The sequence below is a fragment of the Bdellovibrionales bacterium genome, from assembly GCA_016714165.1.
In the GTDB taxonomy this organism is placed as follows: Bacteria; Bdellovibrionota; Bdellovibrionia; order Bdellovibrionales; family UBA1609; genus JADJVA01.
This window is the reverse complement of record JADJNU010000001.1, coordinates 65,729-85,546: the sequence shown is the minus strand read 5'-3', so window position 1 is coordinate 85,546 and position 19,818 is coordinate 65,729. Positions and strand designations below refer to the sequence as shown.

13 protein-coding genes are annotated in these 19,818 nt (G+C 46.1%); 7 read left to right on the top strand and 6 right to left on the bottom strand.

Going from position 1 to position 19,818, the window contains the following annotated elements:
- Window positions 1-86 precede the first annotated feature (86 nt).
- The gene (locus tag IPJ71_00390) at window positions 87-518 is read left to right on the top strand and encodes a hypothetical protein (GenBank protein MBK7842143.1); all 432 of its coding nucleotides are present in this window, start codon (window positions 87-89) and stop codon (window positions 516-518) included.
- Between the two features lie 24 nt (window positions 519-542).
- On the opposite strand, the gene IPJ71_00385 is transcribed toward IPJ71_00390, so the two are convergent.
- Window positions 543-1,469, bottom strand: a complete 927-nt coding sequence (locus IPJ71_00385; GenBank protein MBK7842142.1) for a diguanylate cyclase — start codon at window positions 1,467-1,469, stop codon at window positions 543-545.
- A gap of 143 nt (window positions 1,470-1,612) precedes the next feature.
- Between IPJ71_00385 and IPJ71_00380 the strand changes: the two genes are divergently transcribed.
- Window positions 1,613-4,120: a hypothetical protein gene (locus IPJ71_00380; GenBank protein ID MBK7842141.1), complete on the top strand. Its 2,508-nt coding sequence runs from the start codon at window positions 1,613-1,615 to the stop codon at window positions 4,118-4,120.
- On the opposite strand, the gene IPJ71_00375 is transcribed toward IPJ71_00380, so the two are convergent.
- The 4 genes from IPJ71_00375 to IPJ71_00360 are packed head-to-tail and all read right to left on the bottom strand — an operon-like array spanning window position 4,079 to window position 9,578.
- Entirely contained in the window at window positions 4,079-5,797 is a 1,719-nt protein-coding gene (locus IPJ71_00375; GenBank protein MBK7842140.1) for a hypothetical protein, read from the bottom strand. The genes IPJ71_00380 and IPJ71_00375 overlap by 42 nt on opposite strands.
- The gene (locus IPJ71_00370) at window positions 5,775-6,203 is read right to left on the bottom strand and encodes a response regulator (GenBank protein MBK7842139.1); all 429 of its coding nucleotides are present in this window, start codon (window positions 6,201-6,203) and stop codon (window positions 5,775-5,777) included. The genes IPJ71_00375 and IPJ71_00370 overlap by 23 nt, the downstream gene beginning before the upstream one ends.
- Window positions 6,196-7,479 carry a hypothetical protein gene (locus tag IPJ71_00365; protein ID MBK7842138.1) on the bottom strand — a complete coding sequence of 428 codons (1,284 nt, stop codon included), beginning with the start codon at window positions 7,477-7,479 and terminating at the stop codon, window positions 6,196-6,198. The genes IPJ71_00370 and IPJ71_00365 overlap by 8 nt, the downstream gene beginning before the upstream one ends.
- Window positions 7,476-9,578: a HAMP domain-containing protein gene (locus IPJ71_00360; GenBank protein ID MBK7842137.1), complete on the bottom strand. Its 2,103-nt coding sequence runs from the start codon at window positions 9,576-9,578 to the stop codon at window positions 7,476-7,478. Before IPJ71_00360 ends, IPJ71_00365 begins: the two co-directional genes overlap by 4 nt.
- 199 nt (window positions 9,579-9,777) lie before the next feature.
- Between IPJ71_00360 and IPJ71_00355 the strand changes: the two genes are divergently transcribed.
- From IPJ71_00355 to amrB, 3 genes are read left to right on the top strand one after another with little or no spacing between them, the layout of a single operon-like run.
- Window positions 9,778-10,806 (top strand): CapA family protein, encoded by a 1,029-nt coding sequence (locus tag IPJ71_00355; GenBank protein MBK7842136.1) that lies wholly within the window; start codon window positions 9,778-9,780, stop codon window positions 10,804-10,806.
- A gap of 33 nt (window positions 10,807-10,839) precedes the next feature.
- Complete coding sequence (locus IPJ71_00350) at window positions 10,840-13,614, top strand: DUF3160 domain-containing protein (protein MBK7842135.1); 2,775 nt, start codon at window positions 10,840-10,842, stop codon at window positions 13,612-13,614.
- On the top strand, window positions 13,587-14,462 hold the full coding sequence (gene amrB, locus IPJ71_00345; GenBank protein MBK7842134.1) for an AmmeMemoRadiSam system protein B: 876 nt from the start codon (window positions 13,587-13,589) through the stop codon (window positions 14,460-14,462). Before IPJ71_00350 ends, amrB begins: the two co-directional genes overlap by 28 nt.
- 224 nt (window positions 14,463-14,686) lie before the next feature.
- On the opposite strand, the gene IPJ71_00340 is transcribed toward amrB, so the two are convergent.
- Window positions 14,687-15,832 carry a hypothetical protein gene (locus IPJ71_00340; protein ID MBK7842133.1) on the bottom strand — a complete coding sequence of 382 codons (1,146 nt, stop codon included), beginning with the start codon at window positions 15,830-15,832 and terminating at the stop codon, window positions 14,687-14,689.
- 371 nt (window positions 15,833-16,203) lie between these two features.
- Here IPJ71_00340 and rpsD point away from each other — a divergent pair, with 371 nt between their 5' ends.
- Together rpsD and IPJ71_00330 are read left to right on the top strand one after the other, a co-directional pair.
- Window positions 16,204-16,836: a 30S ribosomal protein S4 gene (gene rpsD / locus IPJ71_00335; GenBank protein MBK7842132.1), complete on the top strand. Its 633-nt coding sequence runs from the start codon at window positions 16,204-16,206 to the stop codon at window positions 16,834-16,836.
- Window positions 16,837-17,044: 208 nt separating this feature from the next.
- Window positions 17,045-19,810, top strand: a complete 2,766-nt coding sequence (locus tag IPJ71_00330; GenBank protein MBK7842131.1) for a hypothetical protein — start codon at window positions 17,045-17,047, stop codon at window positions 19,808-19,810.
- Window positions 19,811-19,818 lie beyond the last annotated feature (8 nt).

Here is a 19,818-nt window from a genome sequence, read left to right as displayed (position 1 = left end):
TCAGACTAAATGACAATTTGTGGGCAATCAAAAGGCCAGAGCTGAATTGGCTGCTTGCATCTTCCTCCTTCTCTTTTCTGATGGATATGTCAACGGATTTATGGCGAGATCGACACGCGAGAAATCTCGCTATCATAAAAGACAACACTCAAGCTCCCGACAGCAGAGTGAATGCCGTTCATGAACTCGGATCTGCCTGGTCTCCCGCGATCAAGCATATATATCATTCCGTGCTAACCAACGCGGGCGAAGATCCCAAACTTAAAGAAGAAATCGTTCAAGCTATTCGCCAAAAGCCCTCAATCGAGAACTTCGGTGTTTTGGTAAAAGCCCTCGAAAAAACTCAAGATGCCAGCCTTCTACAGAGAATGACATCAGTCCTTCGCATTCGCTACAAAGAGGGACCGCAGATCGATCCACAGGATTCTCAGGAAAAGATCGATAGAGCAATTGTCGAGTGGAAGAAGTGGTGGGAAGGTGCCTCTTCCGAAGAAGAAGCGCAGGTGCAAAAAAAATAGCAGATCTATCTGCTCACATAATCCCTATAAGGACCCAAAAAATGCTCGATTTCGACCAAGTCTCTTGGCCTCGTAGAGCGCATGATCGGCCTTACGAACCATTGTTCTGGCATCAACTTCATTTTCACCTTGGCTAACGACGTAGCCGAGGGAAATAGTCAAGTTTATACTGGAGTTTTCATTTCGAAATGTGTGATTTTCAATCTGCGTTCTGAGTCGCTCACAGAAAATTCCGGCCCCATTTTGGTCAACTTCGGTTAAGACAATAAGAAACTCATCTCCCCCGTAGCGAGCGGCATAATCACTTTCTCTTACCGTTACTTGAAGTATCTTACCCATCTCGGCCAGCACGTAGCTGCCAAACAAATGATCATTTTGATCATTTACGGTCTTAAAATAATCCATATCGATCATGACGACGCCAATTTGCCGATCATACCGACGAGCCCTTTTTAGCTCAAAGTCAATTTTTTCATACATCGTGCGCATGTTATAGAGACCGGTCAAGAAGTCCCGATCCACCATTTCAAGCAATCTTTCATTGGCCATCTGAAGTTGTTCATGAACCTCTTTGGTTCGCAGACATCCCCTTACGCGAGCGATGAGCTCTTCAAATCTAAAAGGCTTCCGAAGATAATCGTCGGCTCCAAACTCCAGAGCCTGACAAATTGTCCTGAGTTCCGAGCGACCCGAAATGAAAATGACACTCACATAGTTCTTATTGGCGCGAAGTGTCTTAAGCAAATCAAGACCGGTCATCTGCGGCATATCATGGTCAGACAGAATCAAATCAGGCTTAAACTCCTCAATCTTTGCAACGGCCGCCTCTCCGGACGATGCCCGCTCGGTCAAAAATCCGGCTTGGACCAAGGCCTCACTTGTCACATCAAGAACTGTTGCATCATCCTCGACGATTAAAATTTTATGGACCCTTGAACTGTCATTTTTCACTTTTACATTGTACCGAAAAAATTATCTCTTAAACCCATGCATCCTCTTTTTGCGACTAAGGTCCAGCCTCCCAAAGAAAATCTTCCTTTTGTTGCCTCTGCCAATCAGGTAGAAGTGAAAATATTCCGAATAGATACATGAATATGGATCGATATCTATTGTCAGGAGCAACCACTCTCTTAATCATTGAGGTTGCTTTGTTGCTCGGAGATCTTGGAATTATACCGCTTGATCCCTTGCATCTGAATTCTCTCTCAATCAATCAACAGAAAATCGGATCTATTCTGCAAATCAATCAAAACGTGAGACGCAAAACGAGAGGATCTTTAATTTGGGAGGAATCTGTCCCAAAGGATCAGCTCTATTCCTTTGATTCACTTCTGACTCTCTCTAACAGCTCCGCCAAAATTGAACTAAATGAGGATATCCAACTTCAACTCCACGAAAACACGCTTGTCGTCTTAGAACCTATTGAAGCGGGAAGGGACGAACACCTTCGGCTGAAATTTGCGCGCGGAACGATGAGATCTCGAACGAAGGACCAAAAGATTGACTTTCAGGCAGGAGAACTCGTCATTGAGGCCGGTGCAGGGTCTGATATAAATCTTCGCAGTGTGGGAGACGAAAAAATAGAGGTCGAAGTTGCATCTGGACATGTCAAGATCAATCCGAAATCAAATGGCACCGAAGATCGGCAAGATGAACCTACCGCTGGCTCGCTCGATGCTGGTCAAAGGGTCCTTATTGATAATGGAAAAATCAGAGACCGCCAATCAATCACTGATGAACTCGCCTGGGAAGTTGAAAAGGAACTCTATCGTGTCTACACTCACAAGTCTCCGGTATTTTTACATTTCAAGTGGATAGGAAAGGCCGACTCAATTCGAATAGTGAGTCAAGAAGGAGAGGAATCCTCCATCAGTTTGGGGGTTGATCAATCAGAAATTAACCTACCCTTCAGAAACGGTACATTTTTCCTCAGTCTCGCTCGAGGGGATCAAATCTCATCCTCACTCCCCGTGAGTGTCTGGCCAAGCAAAAGAATTAATTACCTATCACCCCTTCCTCGCGACCGAATCCGATTTGGTGTGGGAGACATCTTTTCGTGGTCTCCCTCAAGTCAAGCGGTGCGCTATCATCTCCAGACTTCATTAGCCCCTGACTTCGCAGTCCTAGTTGATGAAGAGGTTGTAACTTCGACTCAAGTTCAATTTCAATCAAAAGAGAAGGGACCTCTCTATTGGCGCATTGTGGGTGAAGACAATGAGGGATTTCTCATTGCTCCTTCTTACAATCAACTTTTCTATTCAACCCTTGATCCTTTGGCTGCACCAACACTGATCGGCCCATCTTCGCGAGAGCCAGCGAGCTTCGATTTGAAAATGGATTCAGAGAAAAAGAGGAAAACGAAATTCGAAGAAGATTCGGAGAATAAGATTGAGCCTAAAAAGGGAGCTAAGGGTTCATTCAAAGAAAAAACAAAAAACGGCCACCTGTTTTCTTATCTCGTGAATAGAACCCTTAACTTTGCCAAGAAACTCTCTCTCGTTCTAATTCCAGAACTTGATGCCGCTGAACTCAATACAGCAAAATCAGAAAAGAAAAGTCATGCGCCTGTTTTTAATTGGCTGCCCGTTCCCGGTGCCGACTTCTATATCATTGAAATTTCGCTAGACCCCACTTTCCAAATTCCAGTTGTTATTCAAAAAGTTATGAAGGAATCGTTCACTTGGGATTCATTTTCTAAACAAGTCTATTATTGGCGCGTGGCTGCAGGCCAAAACAATGGAAGAATGGGCCTCTTTAGCAATGCGGCTGAGATTGATCTCAGAAAGGAATTCGAAACCAGAATTGCGCCATCTGGAAATGGTCAGCCTGCTGTGCCAGAGGGAACCAAAAAAGCAAGTCGTGAGGAACTCAAAACAAAATTTTCTCCCCCAAAAGAGGAAAATTCCTCCCTAGGCACGCAAAAGGAATCTCCCACTCCGCAGACAATCCAGCCAGAAATCGCGGAAGTCGTTAAACAGCCAAGTCAGAACGAGAGAGAGTACTCCCTTCAATTTGCTTTCGTTCCTGAATATGTTGATTTAAGACCAATTGGCGAAAATCAAATTAAAGGGCATTTGCAGGGATGGTCGAAAGTGACAACCGATCTCGCCATCAATATTCCCCTCAGAGAAAAGGGGCGTACCCTTTTTCACCTTCGACTCAGATCCTTTGATTGGCAACCCAAGGAAAAAAGCCAGCTTCCACTCCAACAAGACCTCAAGACTTCGACCGGTCTCCTGCGTGTTCTTTACTTTTATCCCCACAAAAATTGGGGATTTGGTCCCTCCTTTCAGCAAGATGGAATTCTCGAACGAACTGACCTCGAGACCGTCACCTGGAAAAGCATTTTAAACTACGGAGGGTCCATCGGGTATTTCACAACACTCATGAGTCCTCGAATTCTTGTTGAGTCCTCCCTCTGGGTCACCACGGGAAATATCATAAATTCGTCTCAATGGACGCATCGTCTGGATTACTCAATTCCTGCTTGGGGAATGAAGATTTTCACGGGGATGGAGCTCAATCTTATTTACGAGTGGGGCTCCGGATCGAAGACCAATTCAGGGGGATCTGCCGGGCTGCGATTTGGATTTGAATGGTAGATCTTGCAAGTACAACTTCCATCCCAGAAGAAGGACCATTGGCAAGCCCATAAAAAGAATCCACATCAAGATGCCAGGCGACTGTCCCGTATTCGCGTTTATCCCACCACAAGTGGAGGTGAGATTAAAATTCTCCTGCAAGCGCCCTTCATAATTGATAGCGATCGAATCAACAACAGTCGCAGTGGTCGTGTCCTGATTGTCAATCGTGAGTCTAATCCGGATATATCTGCCCATTATTTGACCTGCCAGAGACGATGAGCTGATCCATAAACCAGTGGCATCGAAGTCATCCGTTGAGCCGCTGGCTATTTCAATTCCGATGGTGCTTCCCGTCCCGACATGACCTGAAACAGTCGCCGAAGTAAAAATAGGCTGCGAATTTCTGAGATCAATGACCTTTGACAAAATTGTAAAGGTTCCCGTCTGATAAAGAACTCGACCTTCATCAGTTAGGAGTGTCGTTGGTACTTCCGTCGAAGGACAATCCCCAGCCGTGCACTTATCTTTATCCGTAATCCAAGTTCGTCCTTCAGAACCGTTTCCGCCGCCTCCTTGACGCGGAAAATTTCCAACTGGCAAATCAGCTGAATCAATGCCTGATGCCCCGCCATTTCCACTTGTCGCAGAAATGACGCCCGTAAAACTCAGATTTCTTCCGGCCCACACCCCGATGGATCCACCACCTCCACCACCTCCACCACCAGCTCGAAGTGTCCCGGTTGTACCACCTCCATCACCACCTCTCGCCAAAACGGAGCCCGAGACGGTAATGTCACGAACTGCCCTCAGCAAGACAACACCTCCACCAGATCCTCCGCCTCCTCCATTTGAGCGATTGGCCACATCACTTCCATTGTAAGCGCTGCCACCGCCTCCCCCTGAGCCTCCACCAATCTCACCAAATGAATCACTGCGAAAATTAACTCCAGCACTTCCGACCCAGATAGTCTCTGCAGAATCATAGCCGTCTTCTGCAGGGGTACCAAGCTGACGATAGGCCCCTCCGCCTCCGCCCCCCGTCGCGCCAATGTTTGTGGCAGCAGGTGCTCCGTTGACCGCGCTCGCGCCAAGCCCCCCTGTGGGACTCGCTCCCCCCGCACTTCCATCTGTTGGATCAACTGTTGTCGAACCGCCATTGCCGCCCGCCCCTCCTCCGCAATGACCCGTTCCACCTTGCGATGTCACCAAATTATTTGAACCGATGGCCTCTCCGCTTTCTCCGGAACAATCAATGATCCCAGATACAACAATATCTGTTTGACTCCGAATATCGAGCGGATTGGATCCAACTCCGCGCAGTGTATACCCAGCCGGAAGATCAAATGAAGTTACTTGGAGTGGATAAAATCCCGCCGCATCCGTGTTGATCGTCACCGTAGAACCAACAACAGTTCCAAATAATGAAAGAGTCGCTATCGAAAACGCCCCCAGAGATCCGTCGCCCATATCTAGTGGGGTCATGTCAGGACCAGATCCCGAATCCCATCCCTCTAGTCTTAGAAAAGGGCTCAGCAAACCCTGAGCCTGATTAAAAAACATATTGTGGCTTTCAATATTGGTGAGAGAAGTTATTTCATCATTCCATGTCAGAGCTCTTGCATGGCCCCCCGTCCATCCGGTCAAGAGGAGACCTGCTAAAAAGAGAAATTTTTTAGCCACTGATTTTTCTTTCATCGCTATCTTCCCAATCCATAACCTGCCAAATCTTTTCCCTCAATACGGCACAGGTAAAGGGCTTGATAATGTATGCGTTGACTTTCCATTGCGCGGCCTGAGTGATCTTAAATTTTTCCATCGACCGCTGACTTGTGATCATCACAAATCGAGTGCCCTTGCGATGCGGATTTTTTCTCAATGCCTTAAGAAGTACCAATCCACTCACTCCTGGCATTTCCCAGTCCGAAAGCACCAAGCCGATTGGAAATTTTGAGTTTTGAATCATTTTGAGACCTTGTTGAGAATTCTTGGCCTCAAGAATGCTCGTAAAACCAATATCTTTTAAATAATCGACCACGACCCCTCGAACCATGGCATCGTCATCAACAACCAATAAAGGAAGATCCCAGACGGGACTATTCATCCAAATCTCCGCCATTTATTGGCAAACGAATGATCGCTTCCAAACCCTTAACGGGATGATTCTTAAGAGTCAGAGTTCCTCGATGTTCAATTTCGATAATCTCACGACAAATTGACAATCCGAGTCCAGTCCCGTTTTTTCCCTTCGTCGTGAAAAATGGCTCAAGTACTTTTTCCATGAGGTCTGTTCTGATGCCTGGACCATAATCTCGAACTCTTACCTCTACCCAGGGGTCCGCTAAAATGATTGAGAAGTCAATTTGACCAGAAGTTCCCATCGCATGGATCGCATTTATGGATAAGTTGATCAGAACCTGAAGTAAACTCGTGGCCGAAGCTTTGATTTTTACCACATCCTTTTTAACAATGGAGACCTTCATGTTTGTGGTTTTAAATTGGTGATCTAATAGATCAAGCGCCTCTTCCAAAATGTTATGAACAAAAACCCAATCGTGGCGACCTATTGACTCATCGGTTGTCGATAGATTTTTGAACTTCTCTAAAATATCACTCGCATGCTGAGAAGCCTCTACAATAGTTTCAAGAGCGCGCCGCATTTCTGCTTCGCTTTTCTTTCTCGCCAGATCCGCCTTTCCCATAATCTGCATCAAAATATTTCCAAACTCATGTGTCACCCCTCTCGCCACCGCCGCCACAGCTGCTGTTCTTTCGCTGGTCAGCAGACGATCCTGAGCCTCTGCCAATTGATTAGATTTTAATTCGCTCTCTTTCTCTAAATTCCATAGCGTTACAAAGTTGCGTGCCTTTTGTAAAATCTCGCCTTGAGAAAATGGTTTATTGATGTAATCCCAACGATCAACCATCTTGGATCCTAAAAGACTATTGATGGACTCAATTGACCGATCATTGTAAGCCGTCACGAAAACAGCATAAAGATCTGAATCGTGAGAATGCATCTCTTTGACTAAATCATATCCATCTTTTGCCGACCCTAGCATCACATCAAAAAATCCCATGACATACGGGCGCCCTTCACTCATTGCCTTCCGAAATGCCTCCAAAGCTTCTTCGAAAGACTCGCAAACCGTCACATCAAATTCAAATCCAGGATCCGTTTCGTTTGGAGGCTTTGAAGCAGACCGACTTGACCGCAAAGGTAATGTCTTTCTTGCTGGTGGACAAAGAATATCGCTATAAGTTTCTCGGATCGCTGGTTCATCATCAACAACTAAGATTCTTTTATTCCAATCGTAGGCAACTCCAATGACGAGATCAGCCTCTTGACCTTCAATCCACTTCTTGGCCAGTTTTTTCATGCTGACACCTTTTCTTCTGTAGATTTTAAATGTATCGGCAATTCGACCACAAACTCAGTTCCCACTTTCAATTCTGAGTCCTGCAAATAGATGTCGCCGCCAAATGAACGAATGAATCTCCGACTGATGTTTAGTCCCAAGCCAGTCCCCTCTTCGCGGGGCTTCGTTGAGAACTGGGTTTCAAATAGTCTCTGCCGATGATCTGGCTCAACTCCAACACCGTTATCTTTCACATGAATTTTTATTTTGTTTTCTAATGTTTCTATGTTGATTTCAACCAATCCCTTAAATGCAATTCCACCCGGTCCAGACTCACGTGCTTTAATCCCTTGCAAGTAATTTCCAATCAAATTCGTCATACTTTGAATGAACTCATCTTCATCCACCAAGACGGTGACTTTTCGATCTCCCACCGACATTTTGATTTCTGAATTCATTTGAGATGCCAGATCAGCCATAATATGAATTGACTCTCTCACTAAACTTTCAATCGAATGTTCTTTGGACTCTCCTTTGACCACGCTTAAGGATCTCATTGACTGAACGATTCGATTGATTCTTTGACACTCTTTGAGCAAGAAGTCGACGTCGGCAGATGTCGTTCCGACCTCCCCAGACAATGAATTGCCGACCGTCTTGATATTTTCTAGATCCTCCTCAAAGAGAGTCGCTCCCTCAATGATCTGGGAGGGTGTGCTCCAACTCTCAACTAGTTTTGCCATTCCACCGTTTGAGATATCGGCTTCCCAGCTCTTCAAAATCTCGCTTAAAAGCTGAGTTTCTCCCCCCTGATGGTTTTGCAGCCGTATTTGAATTTTCTGAATTCGTGACATGATACCAGTTAGAGGATTGAGCACTTCATGGGCCGCCCGTCCCGCAATTTCTCCAACAGCGGCCAGACGTGTCGTACGCAACAAGGCCTCCTGGGCCTTCTTGACAGCCTGATTTTGTATTTCGAGCTGACGTGTTCTGTCTCTTACTTTGTTCTCCAATTCTGAGTTAATGTGCTCCAATTCTTTTCTTGAATGCCCTAGGTCTCGAATCATGCGATTAAACGAATCCGCAAGAAGCGATATTTCATCCCTGGTTTTGACAATGATCTGTATGCCTAAATCACCATTTGAAACCTTTCTCATCCCGCCAATGAGGGTTTCCAGGGGACTTGTCAGTGAACGTGAAAAAAGAATGGCCGCGATGAACGCAGCAGTTAATACGATCAGCGCAAAAAACAAAGATCGATAAATCAAGCGATAAACCACATTGAATGCTCTTGCTTCGCTTACCCTGGAAATAATGACGATCTTCTTATTGAAAGCCTTTGAAAAGGCTCCAAGAATTTTTTCTCCATCCACTTCGGCTGGTAAAACGCTGGTACTAAGTGGATGTTGAAGTGCCTTTTGAGTCAAAGCGTCCGGATTCAGTCCCGCGACCATGACCGCCATCAGAGGGTGAACAAGAACCTCACCCTGTGCGTTTGTGATAAAGACCTCATTGAGACTTCCACGCCCAAGAGAGGACATTATTTTATCGGCCCGCAAATAGCTAATCACAGCATACTGCCGAACTGGGACACCCGAATCAGTTTCTTCTACAACACTTCGACCAAATCCTATGAGCGGAGGACCATCTTGTATCGTTGAATTCCAAACCGCCTCGCCATCGATTCGAATCCGATCAAATGGTATGGCCTTTTGCAAATGAAGGGTCTCCATAAAAAAACCATCATTGAGACCGTAAGTTTCCATGAAAACCTTATTCATGAAAAGCGATGTATCAAGTGATTTGAAGCTGTTGCTTCCTCCAACAAATACAGTTTCGGCGTCATTCTCCAGGAGTTCTTGCATCAGGCGAGATGACCGTCCTCGTTTCTCATTGAAAAAGAACGCCACAATCTTGATTTTATCGGCCACACCTTTAAAATACGTATCAATATCTGAAGCCATATTTGAAACTGCACTTCGATTGTAATCGTACACAAGCTCAGTTTTATCCTCCTTCAGAATCTTAGCTGCCAGTCCCAAGTAAGCCCCTACGCTCAGTACTAACAACAAAGTCGTGACGAACAAGAATTTGTAACGAATCGAAAATATGACTTTCATTTCAATAGCGTCTCCTGCTTCCCTATCGGACGATTGAATTTGGGATTTCATATTTGGTATCAATTTGAAACGACAGGCCGAGAGAACAGACCTTTTGTCTGGTCGAGACTGATTTTACCCAGCCTACTAGAATGTTGACCACGAGAGTCCAATCCCATGAGTTAAGGAGGAAAAACTCGTTTGTTATCCAAGCCATGGGGTGACTTCCCTAATCGGATGCTCCTATAATTTTAGGATGCGATTCTGCGTTCTCCTTTCCATTTGTATCGGCACTGTGGCGATGTCTCCCTTTGCCTTTGGATCCAGTTCATTTTCTATTGTCGCGGTGGGCGATATTCAGATTGGTCGACATGTATTTGCAAAATATCCTGCAGGTTTTGATCTCCCTGACATCACACCTTCGATTTTTAAGAAATCTGAAATTGTATTCGGCAATCTAGAGTCGTGTCTTAGTGATTCTAAGAAACCTCAAGTGAAGAAAAGGTACACGTTTAAAGCTTCAACCTCTTCGACGCATCTGTTGGATGAGCTTGGTTTTAATGTTCTCTCGATTGCAAATAACCACTGTATGGATTTTGGAATTACGGCTGTCGCCGAAACACGGAAGGCGCTTTTGAAAAATAATATCAAGGCGCTAGGTGCAGGGAAGAGTCTCAGTGAGGCAAGAGAGCCGATAATATTAACAGCGAATGGTAATCGGATCGGATTTCTGGCCTATACAGCAGATTCCGCTAAGGCAGACTTCATGTCTAAATCGTATCAGGGAACGGCACCCTTAGTTTCAAAGTTAATCATGGAGGACGTTAAGGCACTCAGACCTGTGGTCGATGTGTTGATTGTTTCTCTCCATTGGGGAATCGAAGGAGTGTTGACTCCCAATGACAAGCAAATTGAATTAGGTCATGAGCTCATCGGGGCCGGCGTAAACCTCGTGATAGGTCATCACCCTCACGTCTTGCAGAGAATTGAGTGGTATCAAGATGGAGTCATTGCCTACAGCCTAGGAAACTTTATTTTTGATCAGACAGAGCGCCTGCTGGCCCATTCCACCGAAAGCGTGGCACTGCGCATTAGTTTTCTGAACAAGAAAATCTCCGAAGTGGCGGTCTACCCCTTGGTCCTTCGAGATTACTTGCCCAGGCACAAGATGGACGATGAAAAACCAACCTTTCCCGTCAATATGTTGGTTGGTTTCCCTAAGAATAGGGGTATTCTTAAAATACATTAGAGATTAAAGGCTTAAGAAAATTTGGGAGCGACTATGAAAAAAGGCGTGGTTTCGGTTTTGTTTCTTTTTGGGCTTTACCCAATTCTTACGCTAGCCGCGGATGAAGCCAACTATATCGTCACTGACGATTTGTTGCCTATCTATGAAGCTATCCCCGACAAGACACCCGAGAAACTGAATCCCTTAGCCCCTGATTTTCATTTCCATAACAATCCAGTCATGAATGCTGCAGGAGATGGAATTATTTTTGGAAATCCAATTTCAGGCAAGCCGGTAAAGGACAAGCCTGAATGGATCCAGTTTTCGCCTCCTATCAAGCGAGCGCAATACAACCAAAAATTTAGGATTCAGGACATGATTTGCCAATTTGTTCCCGCTCGTGGTCTTACGAAAGAACCCGCTTTCGAAAAATCAGACCAAAGGTTCGTAATCCTGAATGACGCAGGCTCAGTCAGACTACAACCGAACGAAGAGGCCAAAAAGGTTCTAGAATTAAAAAAGGGAGAGGTTATCACTTCAACCGGAAAATACACAAAAGGAGGCGACCATTGGTATCGGTTCAATTTTCTTAGCGACACTTCAAATGAAGAGTTTGAAGGACCGATACCGGAAAGAATAGGTTGGTTAAACGAGAAAGAACTTCGAGCTATCGATCCGCAGATGGACGAAGGCAAGATTGAATTAAATGAAATCCCCAGCCTGTCAAGAAATCTTCCAGAGGAAGGAGGCGGAAATCCTCCTGAAAAGCAATTCTCAGAACAAGATAAGGCGCTCTTCCAAAAGTCTGGTTTTTATATTCAGAGGCTTCAACCTAGGGTGGTCGCAGTTGATGATTTAGTCGACCGCTATTACCAGGAGAATGAAAATGAACCTCGCGGGGCGATATTTGTAACTAGTGATTTATATCTTCACGCTCTGCACCTGATCATTGATCGCATGATGCAGAAGATAGAGGAAACGAAGCTTTCGCCTCTCCTTAAAGAAGTGGTCGAGCACTTATACACAGCCTCGTCGGAACTTTACAGCAACTCAAAAAACCCAAAAGTAAAAGAAGCTGCGAAACGAAATATGTGGTTTACGGCGGTCGCGGCGACTTTGCTAAAATCGAATTTACAACTAAATCCAGAAATAACGGCTGACGTAAAGGCAGAGGTTGAAAGGATTTCAGCTGCCTCTCAGGAGATCCCATCTGCCGAAGAACCGTCGAAAACACACGAGTACCTTCCTGGCTATAAAGAAGACTATTCTCAATACAAAGTTCGAGGTCATTATACGGTCTCTGAAAAATTGAGTGATTATTTCAGAGCTCAAATGCATTTGGGCAGGAAAAATTTTCTTCTGGATAATTCTTCAGCGACTCTTGCTGCAATTCTCCTGACCCACTCTGTTTTTCAAGATCCCAAGATATCTAGTAAATGGAGCGAGTTTTCTTCAGCGATCGATTTTCTAGTCGGAAAGGCAGAGAGCGGAACCCCGATTCAGTTTAAGAAACTGATGGATAGTGTTTATCGTTCAAGATGGAGCGAGTTCTATTCAGCGATCGATTTTCTAGTCAGAAAAATAGAGAGCGCAACCTCAATTCAGTTTAAGAAATGGATCGATAGTGTTTTTGATCCCAGTACGAAAATCGAGGACTATGCTGACGAACAAAAATTAGAGTCCTTTCAAAAGAAGGCCAAGGAAGATCTTCCAGCTCCAAACATAGTGTCGAGCCAGACTGGAACAGGTAAAACTGCGGCGGAACGAAAAAATGAAAATGCTGGATTCAAACTCATCGGACAGCGCTACACGCTGGATGCCGATTTGTATCAGCGATTAACTGCACCGGCAGTTGGATCAGACGATATGCCTAAGAATCTCCCAAGCGCTCTTGAAGTCATGGCGCTCTTGGGTTCAAAAAAAGCATTCGATTTACTTCCCAAGAATTGGTTTGATGAGATCCCAAACTATAAGTCTGAATATGAGAAATCGAAGCAGTTTGTGGCGGGCCTCCCGGCAGGTATGTGGTCTGAATCGATGTACAGTTCTTGGCTAAATCTACTTTCTGCTCAATTCTTGCCCGTCGGTTCTCAACAATTTTTTGCGAATTCTGAAGGGTGGGCAGCAAAAATTTTGAACACGAGTCTTGCCTCGTACACCGAGCTTAAACACGATACAATTCTTTACGCGGAACAGTCATATGCCGAGCAGGGAGGCGGCGGGGAAGGGGGGCCACCCGCTCAGTATGCGCCACCTATCGTGAAGGGATATGTAGAGCCAAATCCAGAGTTTTTTTCTAGATTCGGGAAGCTCGTGAATCTGACCATTGATCTGCTGACTAAAGCTAATGTCCTAGTAGACGAGTATAAAAACAAACTCATAACAATTGGTCAACTGGCTAAAAAGGCCGAAGAAATTGCGACAAAGGAAGTAAAAAAGGCGACCATCACGAATGAAGACTACGACTGGATTCTAAACATGCCATACAAGTTCAATGCGAGCTTGTTGCTACCCTCAGATTTTGACGCCGATTACAATAAGCATCAGAAAGAACTTCAAATGGCTTTGGTAGCTGATCTCGCTACGGATGCCTTTGAAGGACGGGTTTTAATGGGAGCTATCGGCTATCCGATGGTGACTTATGTATTAGTGAAGGATTACTCCGGTGGAACTCGAATTAGTAGAGGTTATGTGTATAGCTACTATGAATGGGCTGATACCAAGCGATGGAATGATGACGAATGGAAGGCGGTCGTTTACGCATCGGATCCGAACTCAGTACAAATCCCGGAGCAGCCGAAGTGGTACGATTTATTTCTAAAAAAATAACAATCACCAAATACTCTCAGATTTTAGTTTCGATATTGGCATCAACGCTTCTTGCTTCTTCTTCATATGCGAGAACCGAATTGTTTTCGGCCCTCTCTGATCAACCCGGCTGGTTTGAGGATGCTTTTAAAAAACATGGAATTTCTGAGGAACTAGCTAAAGAAAATGAGGCCTTTAAATTTGGAATTGTAACTCATCACCTTTTGGCGATACCTCTTCTTGTCGAGCATTTTCGTGCTGTCGCAAAATCATTTTCGCCCAAACGGATCATTATCATTGGCCCTGACCATTTTCATCATGGCGCGAAGTCAATTTCATTGTCTAATCTGCCGTGGAAAACTCCGTTCGGAACCCTGGAGGCGGATCTAGCTGCTGCGTCGGCAATTGGAAATGCCCTAGGTCTTCCAGTCTATGATTCTGAAGCTTTCGCTCAAGAGCATTCGATTGGCGTTCCAGCCGCGTTTATCAAGCATTTTTTCCCGTTGGCAAACGTCGTTCCAATTATAATCCATAGACGTGCAAACATTGGAATTTTAAACCGCTTGGTTGAAGTCCTTCGAAATGTGGCAGATAAGGATACATACGTTCTTTTGAGCATGGATTTTTCCCATTACAAAACATCGGATGCCGCAGATCAGGAGGATGTTCGCACGGAAAGTGTCATCCGCTCGGGAGACTATCGAAAGGTGTGGGATCTCGATATCGATTCCAAACCGGGCCTTTACACGCTTCTCAAGCTGACTCAGGGTAAAGAACCCATCTTTGGCACGCATACCAACTCGGCAAAACTTGTTGGAAAACTCGATATTACAAGCTGCACGAGTTATTTTAATATCTTTTATAGATGAGGAACCGCACCGAAGAACCTAAGATGGTCACAGTTTACAGAACCTATCCAGGACGCACGGAGACGGCTGATCAAACTCTCAGGGGTTCAGGATCGAGTTCGGCTTGGTGCAGTGCTACCAACGGGAGCGCTGCTGCCGGACGCATGTTTGAAGATCCTGAATTCCTGGGATTTGGATCAGCCAGGGACCCTTGGAGTTTGGAACAACAATCAAGTATACATGCACTATCTGAGAGTCCGAAATTCCACATAGTCTGTCTCTGTAATCAAACCTGAGCCGGATTCAGAGGAAGACTTCACTCGATAAAGAGTGTTTGGAGCAAGAGTATTGACCGTCATCGAATGTCTCACGGCGAATCCCTTTTTAGTGTAGACCGTGGTTACACCCGTGGCGACCTCTGTAACATGAAGCCTTCCTATTGCTGCAATATCCGTCAACCAGGATGCCGTAACTCCCGTTGAAGTCACATTGGATACAACATAGTCCTCCACATGTGGAGCTGGCTCATTGCAAGGATTTTGGTTAGGGGCCTCAAGACGGTAATGTGGAGAACTGACGACCTTCCAGCCGCGGCTCAACAAAGCATTGTAGGCAGCCTGAGGGGCTGGAGGATCAACTTGGGAATTAAAGAATAAACCGTTGCCTTGTTTTCCGCAGGAAGAATCCGCTGCGCTCCCATTCCAGGGGCGCCACATGACCACCAAAGATATATGGTATCGAGGCCCTTGATAATAGTCCAATTCAAGAGGGATATATGAATCATGCCTCATGTCCACAGGCTCAGTTGCACAACCCATGCGCGTCGGATGAGTGCCATCGTTATCAACGATGGTCTGCCAGTTCCCAGAGGAGTCTTTCATCCGAAGGACTGCACCATCATCAGAAAGAACAGCAAGCTGATAGAGTCCTTCTGGATCACTTTCCTCCAGTGTTAAATAAGATCGAAAATTGATTCCAAAATACTCATATAAGGTATCTCCTTGTGGAGTCGATATGACTTCTCCGGAACGGGTAATAAACCCACGATCAAAGGGTCGCGTCGGAACATTTAACTGATTGAAAAAGAGGCTCACATCGCTCACGGGGTGGGCATTGTTGACATAATCGACTGCTTTTGTATAATGGGCCTCTCCGGGCAAGGTGTAAAACAGAGACGCAACCAAGCCCTGGTTTCGATCGCCCACCGTTGATTCCTCAAACGGATCGCAGACATAAGTACTGGGGTCTGGAGGAATATAAGGTGGAACAATATCCACCACGGTGTCGCCCCCGCCATCTGGATCGACCACCACCGAATCGCCTTCCTCACAGGATGGCAAAGCCAATAAGAACAACAGCATCAGGGTCAACAAACGCGCCAGTACCCTCATATAGTCTCCTCTGTAACCCACCCAATAGCTTCATTTGCTACTCAATCGGTTACTTGATTTCCTCTATCCTATAACACTTCGTGTTAAAATAAATTCATAATTCAAAAAATAGGTAAAATTGAGGTTTTCTGTCGATCATTGAGACAGGCCTGCCTCAAATATTGTGTCTTAATTCAGGAGTTGACCCAAAAGGGCTTCCACATTAGCCTCCGCCTTTCGCCCTTCACCTAAATGAATTTTAAGCCCTCCATACTGGATGCTTTCATTCCAAATGGGAAAAGAGCGTTGATGTTTATGAAATTTCTTAGTATATGCATCCCTCTGGATAGAGGGATAAATCGATTGGACCGCTCAAAGAAGAGGTTTAGGTAATGAGCAAAAAAGTGGGCAAAGTAGCGCGATATAGAATTCAACGTCGTTTGGGAGTTGAACTTCCTGGTTTGGGTAAAGCGGGGGCCCTTGAGAGAAGGCCATATCCCCCAGGTCAAAACGGCAATCGTCGCCGAAAGTATTCTGACTTTGCTCTTCGCTTAGAGGAAAAACAGAAAATCCGCTGCAATTACGAATTGCGCGAGAAACAGCTGCGTCGATTCATTCGCGACTCAAAGCGTGGTTCAGGTACCAACTGGGTGTCAAAGTTGGCCGGTCTCCTGGAAAGTCGCCTCGATAATATTGTTTTCCGTCTTGGTTTTGCCCCCAGCATTCGATCAGCCCGCCAGTTGGTCAGCCACGGTCACGTATTAGTTGATGGCAAGCCCCTCACCGTCGGATCTTGTGTATTAAAGGCAGGGACCAAAGTGAGCTTAAATACGAAGGCGGCTGAGAATCAGATTTATCTTCGCGCAAAACAGGCTCCTCGCCTGGAAATTCCTGATTTTCTCAGAAAAGAGGATCAGAATGGTGCGGAAGTGGGTATCGTGCAGGCCGTACCTGGGCTTGAACATATTCCTTTCCAATTTGATTCCGGTTTGTTTACGGAGTATTACGCTGCCCGGAAAGCTTAATTTCGGACTCTGTATTGTTCTTCGTTTGTTTGCCTAATTGATACCAGTCTTCTTGCGATGGCTGGTATTATCTATTGATATAATCTTAATTGATTTTTTCTTCATAAGTCTCAATTCAGGAAGAGCAAGTGACCGTCATCATTTGATTCTCAAATTAAGTCGAGGTGGACCTCTGTGGAAGTAATCCAAGCCTACCGATAATCTAGGCATGGAAAACTCAAATTTTGTTCGTCCCAAAGCGTTGGTTATTGGTCTATTTATATTGTCGGCATCTTGGGGCTGCACGCGTGACAACGGGAGAAATACAAAACTCAGCCTTTCCATGGCAGACCTCTACAGCCAAGGACCGACCTCTAAAAGTGCGGGAGGTAAGATAGTCAAGGTGGCTATCAATGTCCACGGAGGTCCGAAATTAATTACGGGAGGCTGGGAGTCATGTCATTGTCTCCCAGATGGTCAGACCGAATATCCTCCCGCTATTTTTGCACTTCCCGTTGACGCAGGTCCAAATAGGCTTGTTCAGGTATTGATTGTATCGGAGGACTTGGACGGTAGGGCCGCATTCTCTTATGGAGACAAAGGAATCAATATCGTCAACGGGGACAACGCCGTTGAGATAAGTGTAAATTCAATTTTTTCATCCGAAGAAAGTGCAGAGGCGGGAATTCGGTATTTGCGAGCTGATGGCACAGGTCCTACTGGGTGGCTCGACCTTATCTATAAACCGCCATCAGACAGACCGCCGATGGTTGTTGATAGCTCTTTTGTTCTCGGTGGATGGATGAAAGTGCATTTGTTTCAAACCACGCCCCTGGACTATAAGCTTCGAGAGACGGGAGAGCTCCTTTTTTCTGGACTTAATTTTAACCACCCCGACTTCCAAGCGAGCAATCGCATGGTTCGCGCGAAGTATCCGGCTTTTTATGCGGATAAAAATCATGATGGTTCTGCTCCTTACGAACTCTTCCCTGCCGGAGGTATATTTCTGGGCTTTGCGGGGCCAGGAGCCACAACACAAGTCGCTTGCTATGATCCTGCTGACGCCTTAGGCCTTGAAAAGGCTTGGCTGAACGCGACCGGAACCACCCCTCTCCAATGGTTTGGAAACACCACCAACTCCGGGCATTTCTCTCGCGTGGGAGGCGGAGTCAGCAAGAACCTGACTCCCTGCACATCTGGAACAGATTACGTCAACAAACTCTCTCTTTTGCACTATGAGCTTCAAGGAGATTGGACAAGTGCTTTGTTTGGCTTTGATCGCGCCTTCCAACACGCATCAAGCAATCATGGTCCGACCCAGGCCACAAGTTTTTATCAGCCTCATATCAGTGCCTCACAGATCTCCTGGAAGTTTTTGCCTGGCGTTTTTGTTGGACCCGGAGCTATGGCAGGGGTTAAAATTTTCAAACGATTCGACCCAAATAGTTCCAATTTTCATGTCGGAGGGGATCGCTTTGATTGTTCCCAACTTCCCTCTCTTGGTTTTACAGAAACAGCAAGGCTTAGTGGCCCACTTGCCGAGTCATTTCTGATGCAAGACCTTCCACAAGCCACCGTGTACAATCACATCGCTTTTATATGCCCATTTGATCAAGGCGAAAAATTCATTCCAGGAACCGCCGCAGAAGTCCATGACATCGGCAGCGGTGTTCAGGAATTTGGAACAGGAAAGGATGGCAGCCGCACGATCTCCTCCTCCATTTCAAGTCCAGACTATGATACGACGGTTCTCGGCAGCACAAAAGTTCTAATGGCTAAAAGACAAGTGCACTCAGTGTCTCCTGATGGGCGAACCTTGGGGTTAGGTGCCTCACCTATTAATACTCCATATCCAGAATTTGAAAGTGGAGATGAAATCATTTGGATGGTTCTATTGGATAGTGGGGCCAATGGATGCGGACCCGAACTTGGGCCGGGCAATTTTGGATTCAATCGAGTGGCATCGGCAACTTCCTCTCCGGCTTTTATCACTTTAAAAGCCCCTCTTGTGTTGAATGGCGCGGCCATATCCTCCACCGCCCTTCAATCAGTTGGTGTCATAACAGGAACAGATGTTTGCAGAATTTTCGTTCAGCGGGTGCCAAATTTTTATGACCTGACACTCAATGCTGCTGGCTCTGTAGTTATGATGAATGCAGCGGGACTGACGACTTCCGTTGCAGGCGGAGGGCTGATTGCCTTTAGAGTTTTGAACGACCTTTCCTATGTCGGTAATTATAATTTTATTTTCACGTCTGCTGGCAGTGGTTTTCAAGGGGGGATGTTCTCCGCGAATTCCGCAACTGGAATTGGCTATTTGGGTAGCGATAACAATACAAACAGTTACGTGGGTAACGCCGGTGGAGCTATGAGTTTGTATGGCGGCGGCGGCGGCGGCGGGGCCGGACCGGGAGGAAACGGCGGAAGCTCCTCTGGAACCAGCGCTGGTGGCCAAGGCGGTCAAGGATTGGACTCTCTCTTTTGCGGAGGAGGCTGTGATCCAAATTTTCGAATCTTCTTCGGTGGCGGAGGCGGCTCAGGAAATCCATCCGGCTCTCAGGGCGGGGCCGGAGGTGGAGCCGTTCTTATCAGTGCAAAACGAATTCTTCGCACAAGTGGAACTGGGCTATCGATTATTCAAGCTGGCGGTTCGAATGGAGGCCATACAGTTGTCTCGAACGATGACTCAGGAGGAGGAGGCGGTGGTGGCACAATTGTGATCCGCACAAAGGACCTTGCTACGAGCCTGAGTCTTTATGCCCCCGGGGGACCCGGAGGGAATGCAACAGGGGCCGGCACAGCTCGTGGCGGTGGCGGTGGCGGTGGCGGCCATGTCTTTGGACTTGCCTGCTCGGGCACGGGCAGCTTCGGAACTCCTGATGTAACAGGTGGATATTCGGAACAGGCACTGAAAGCAATGGTGCCAGCGGCGGACCGGGAGGCAGTCAAACTCAGATCAATAGCAGTGTTGGATCCCATTGCTATTAGTGCCTAAGTTGATTA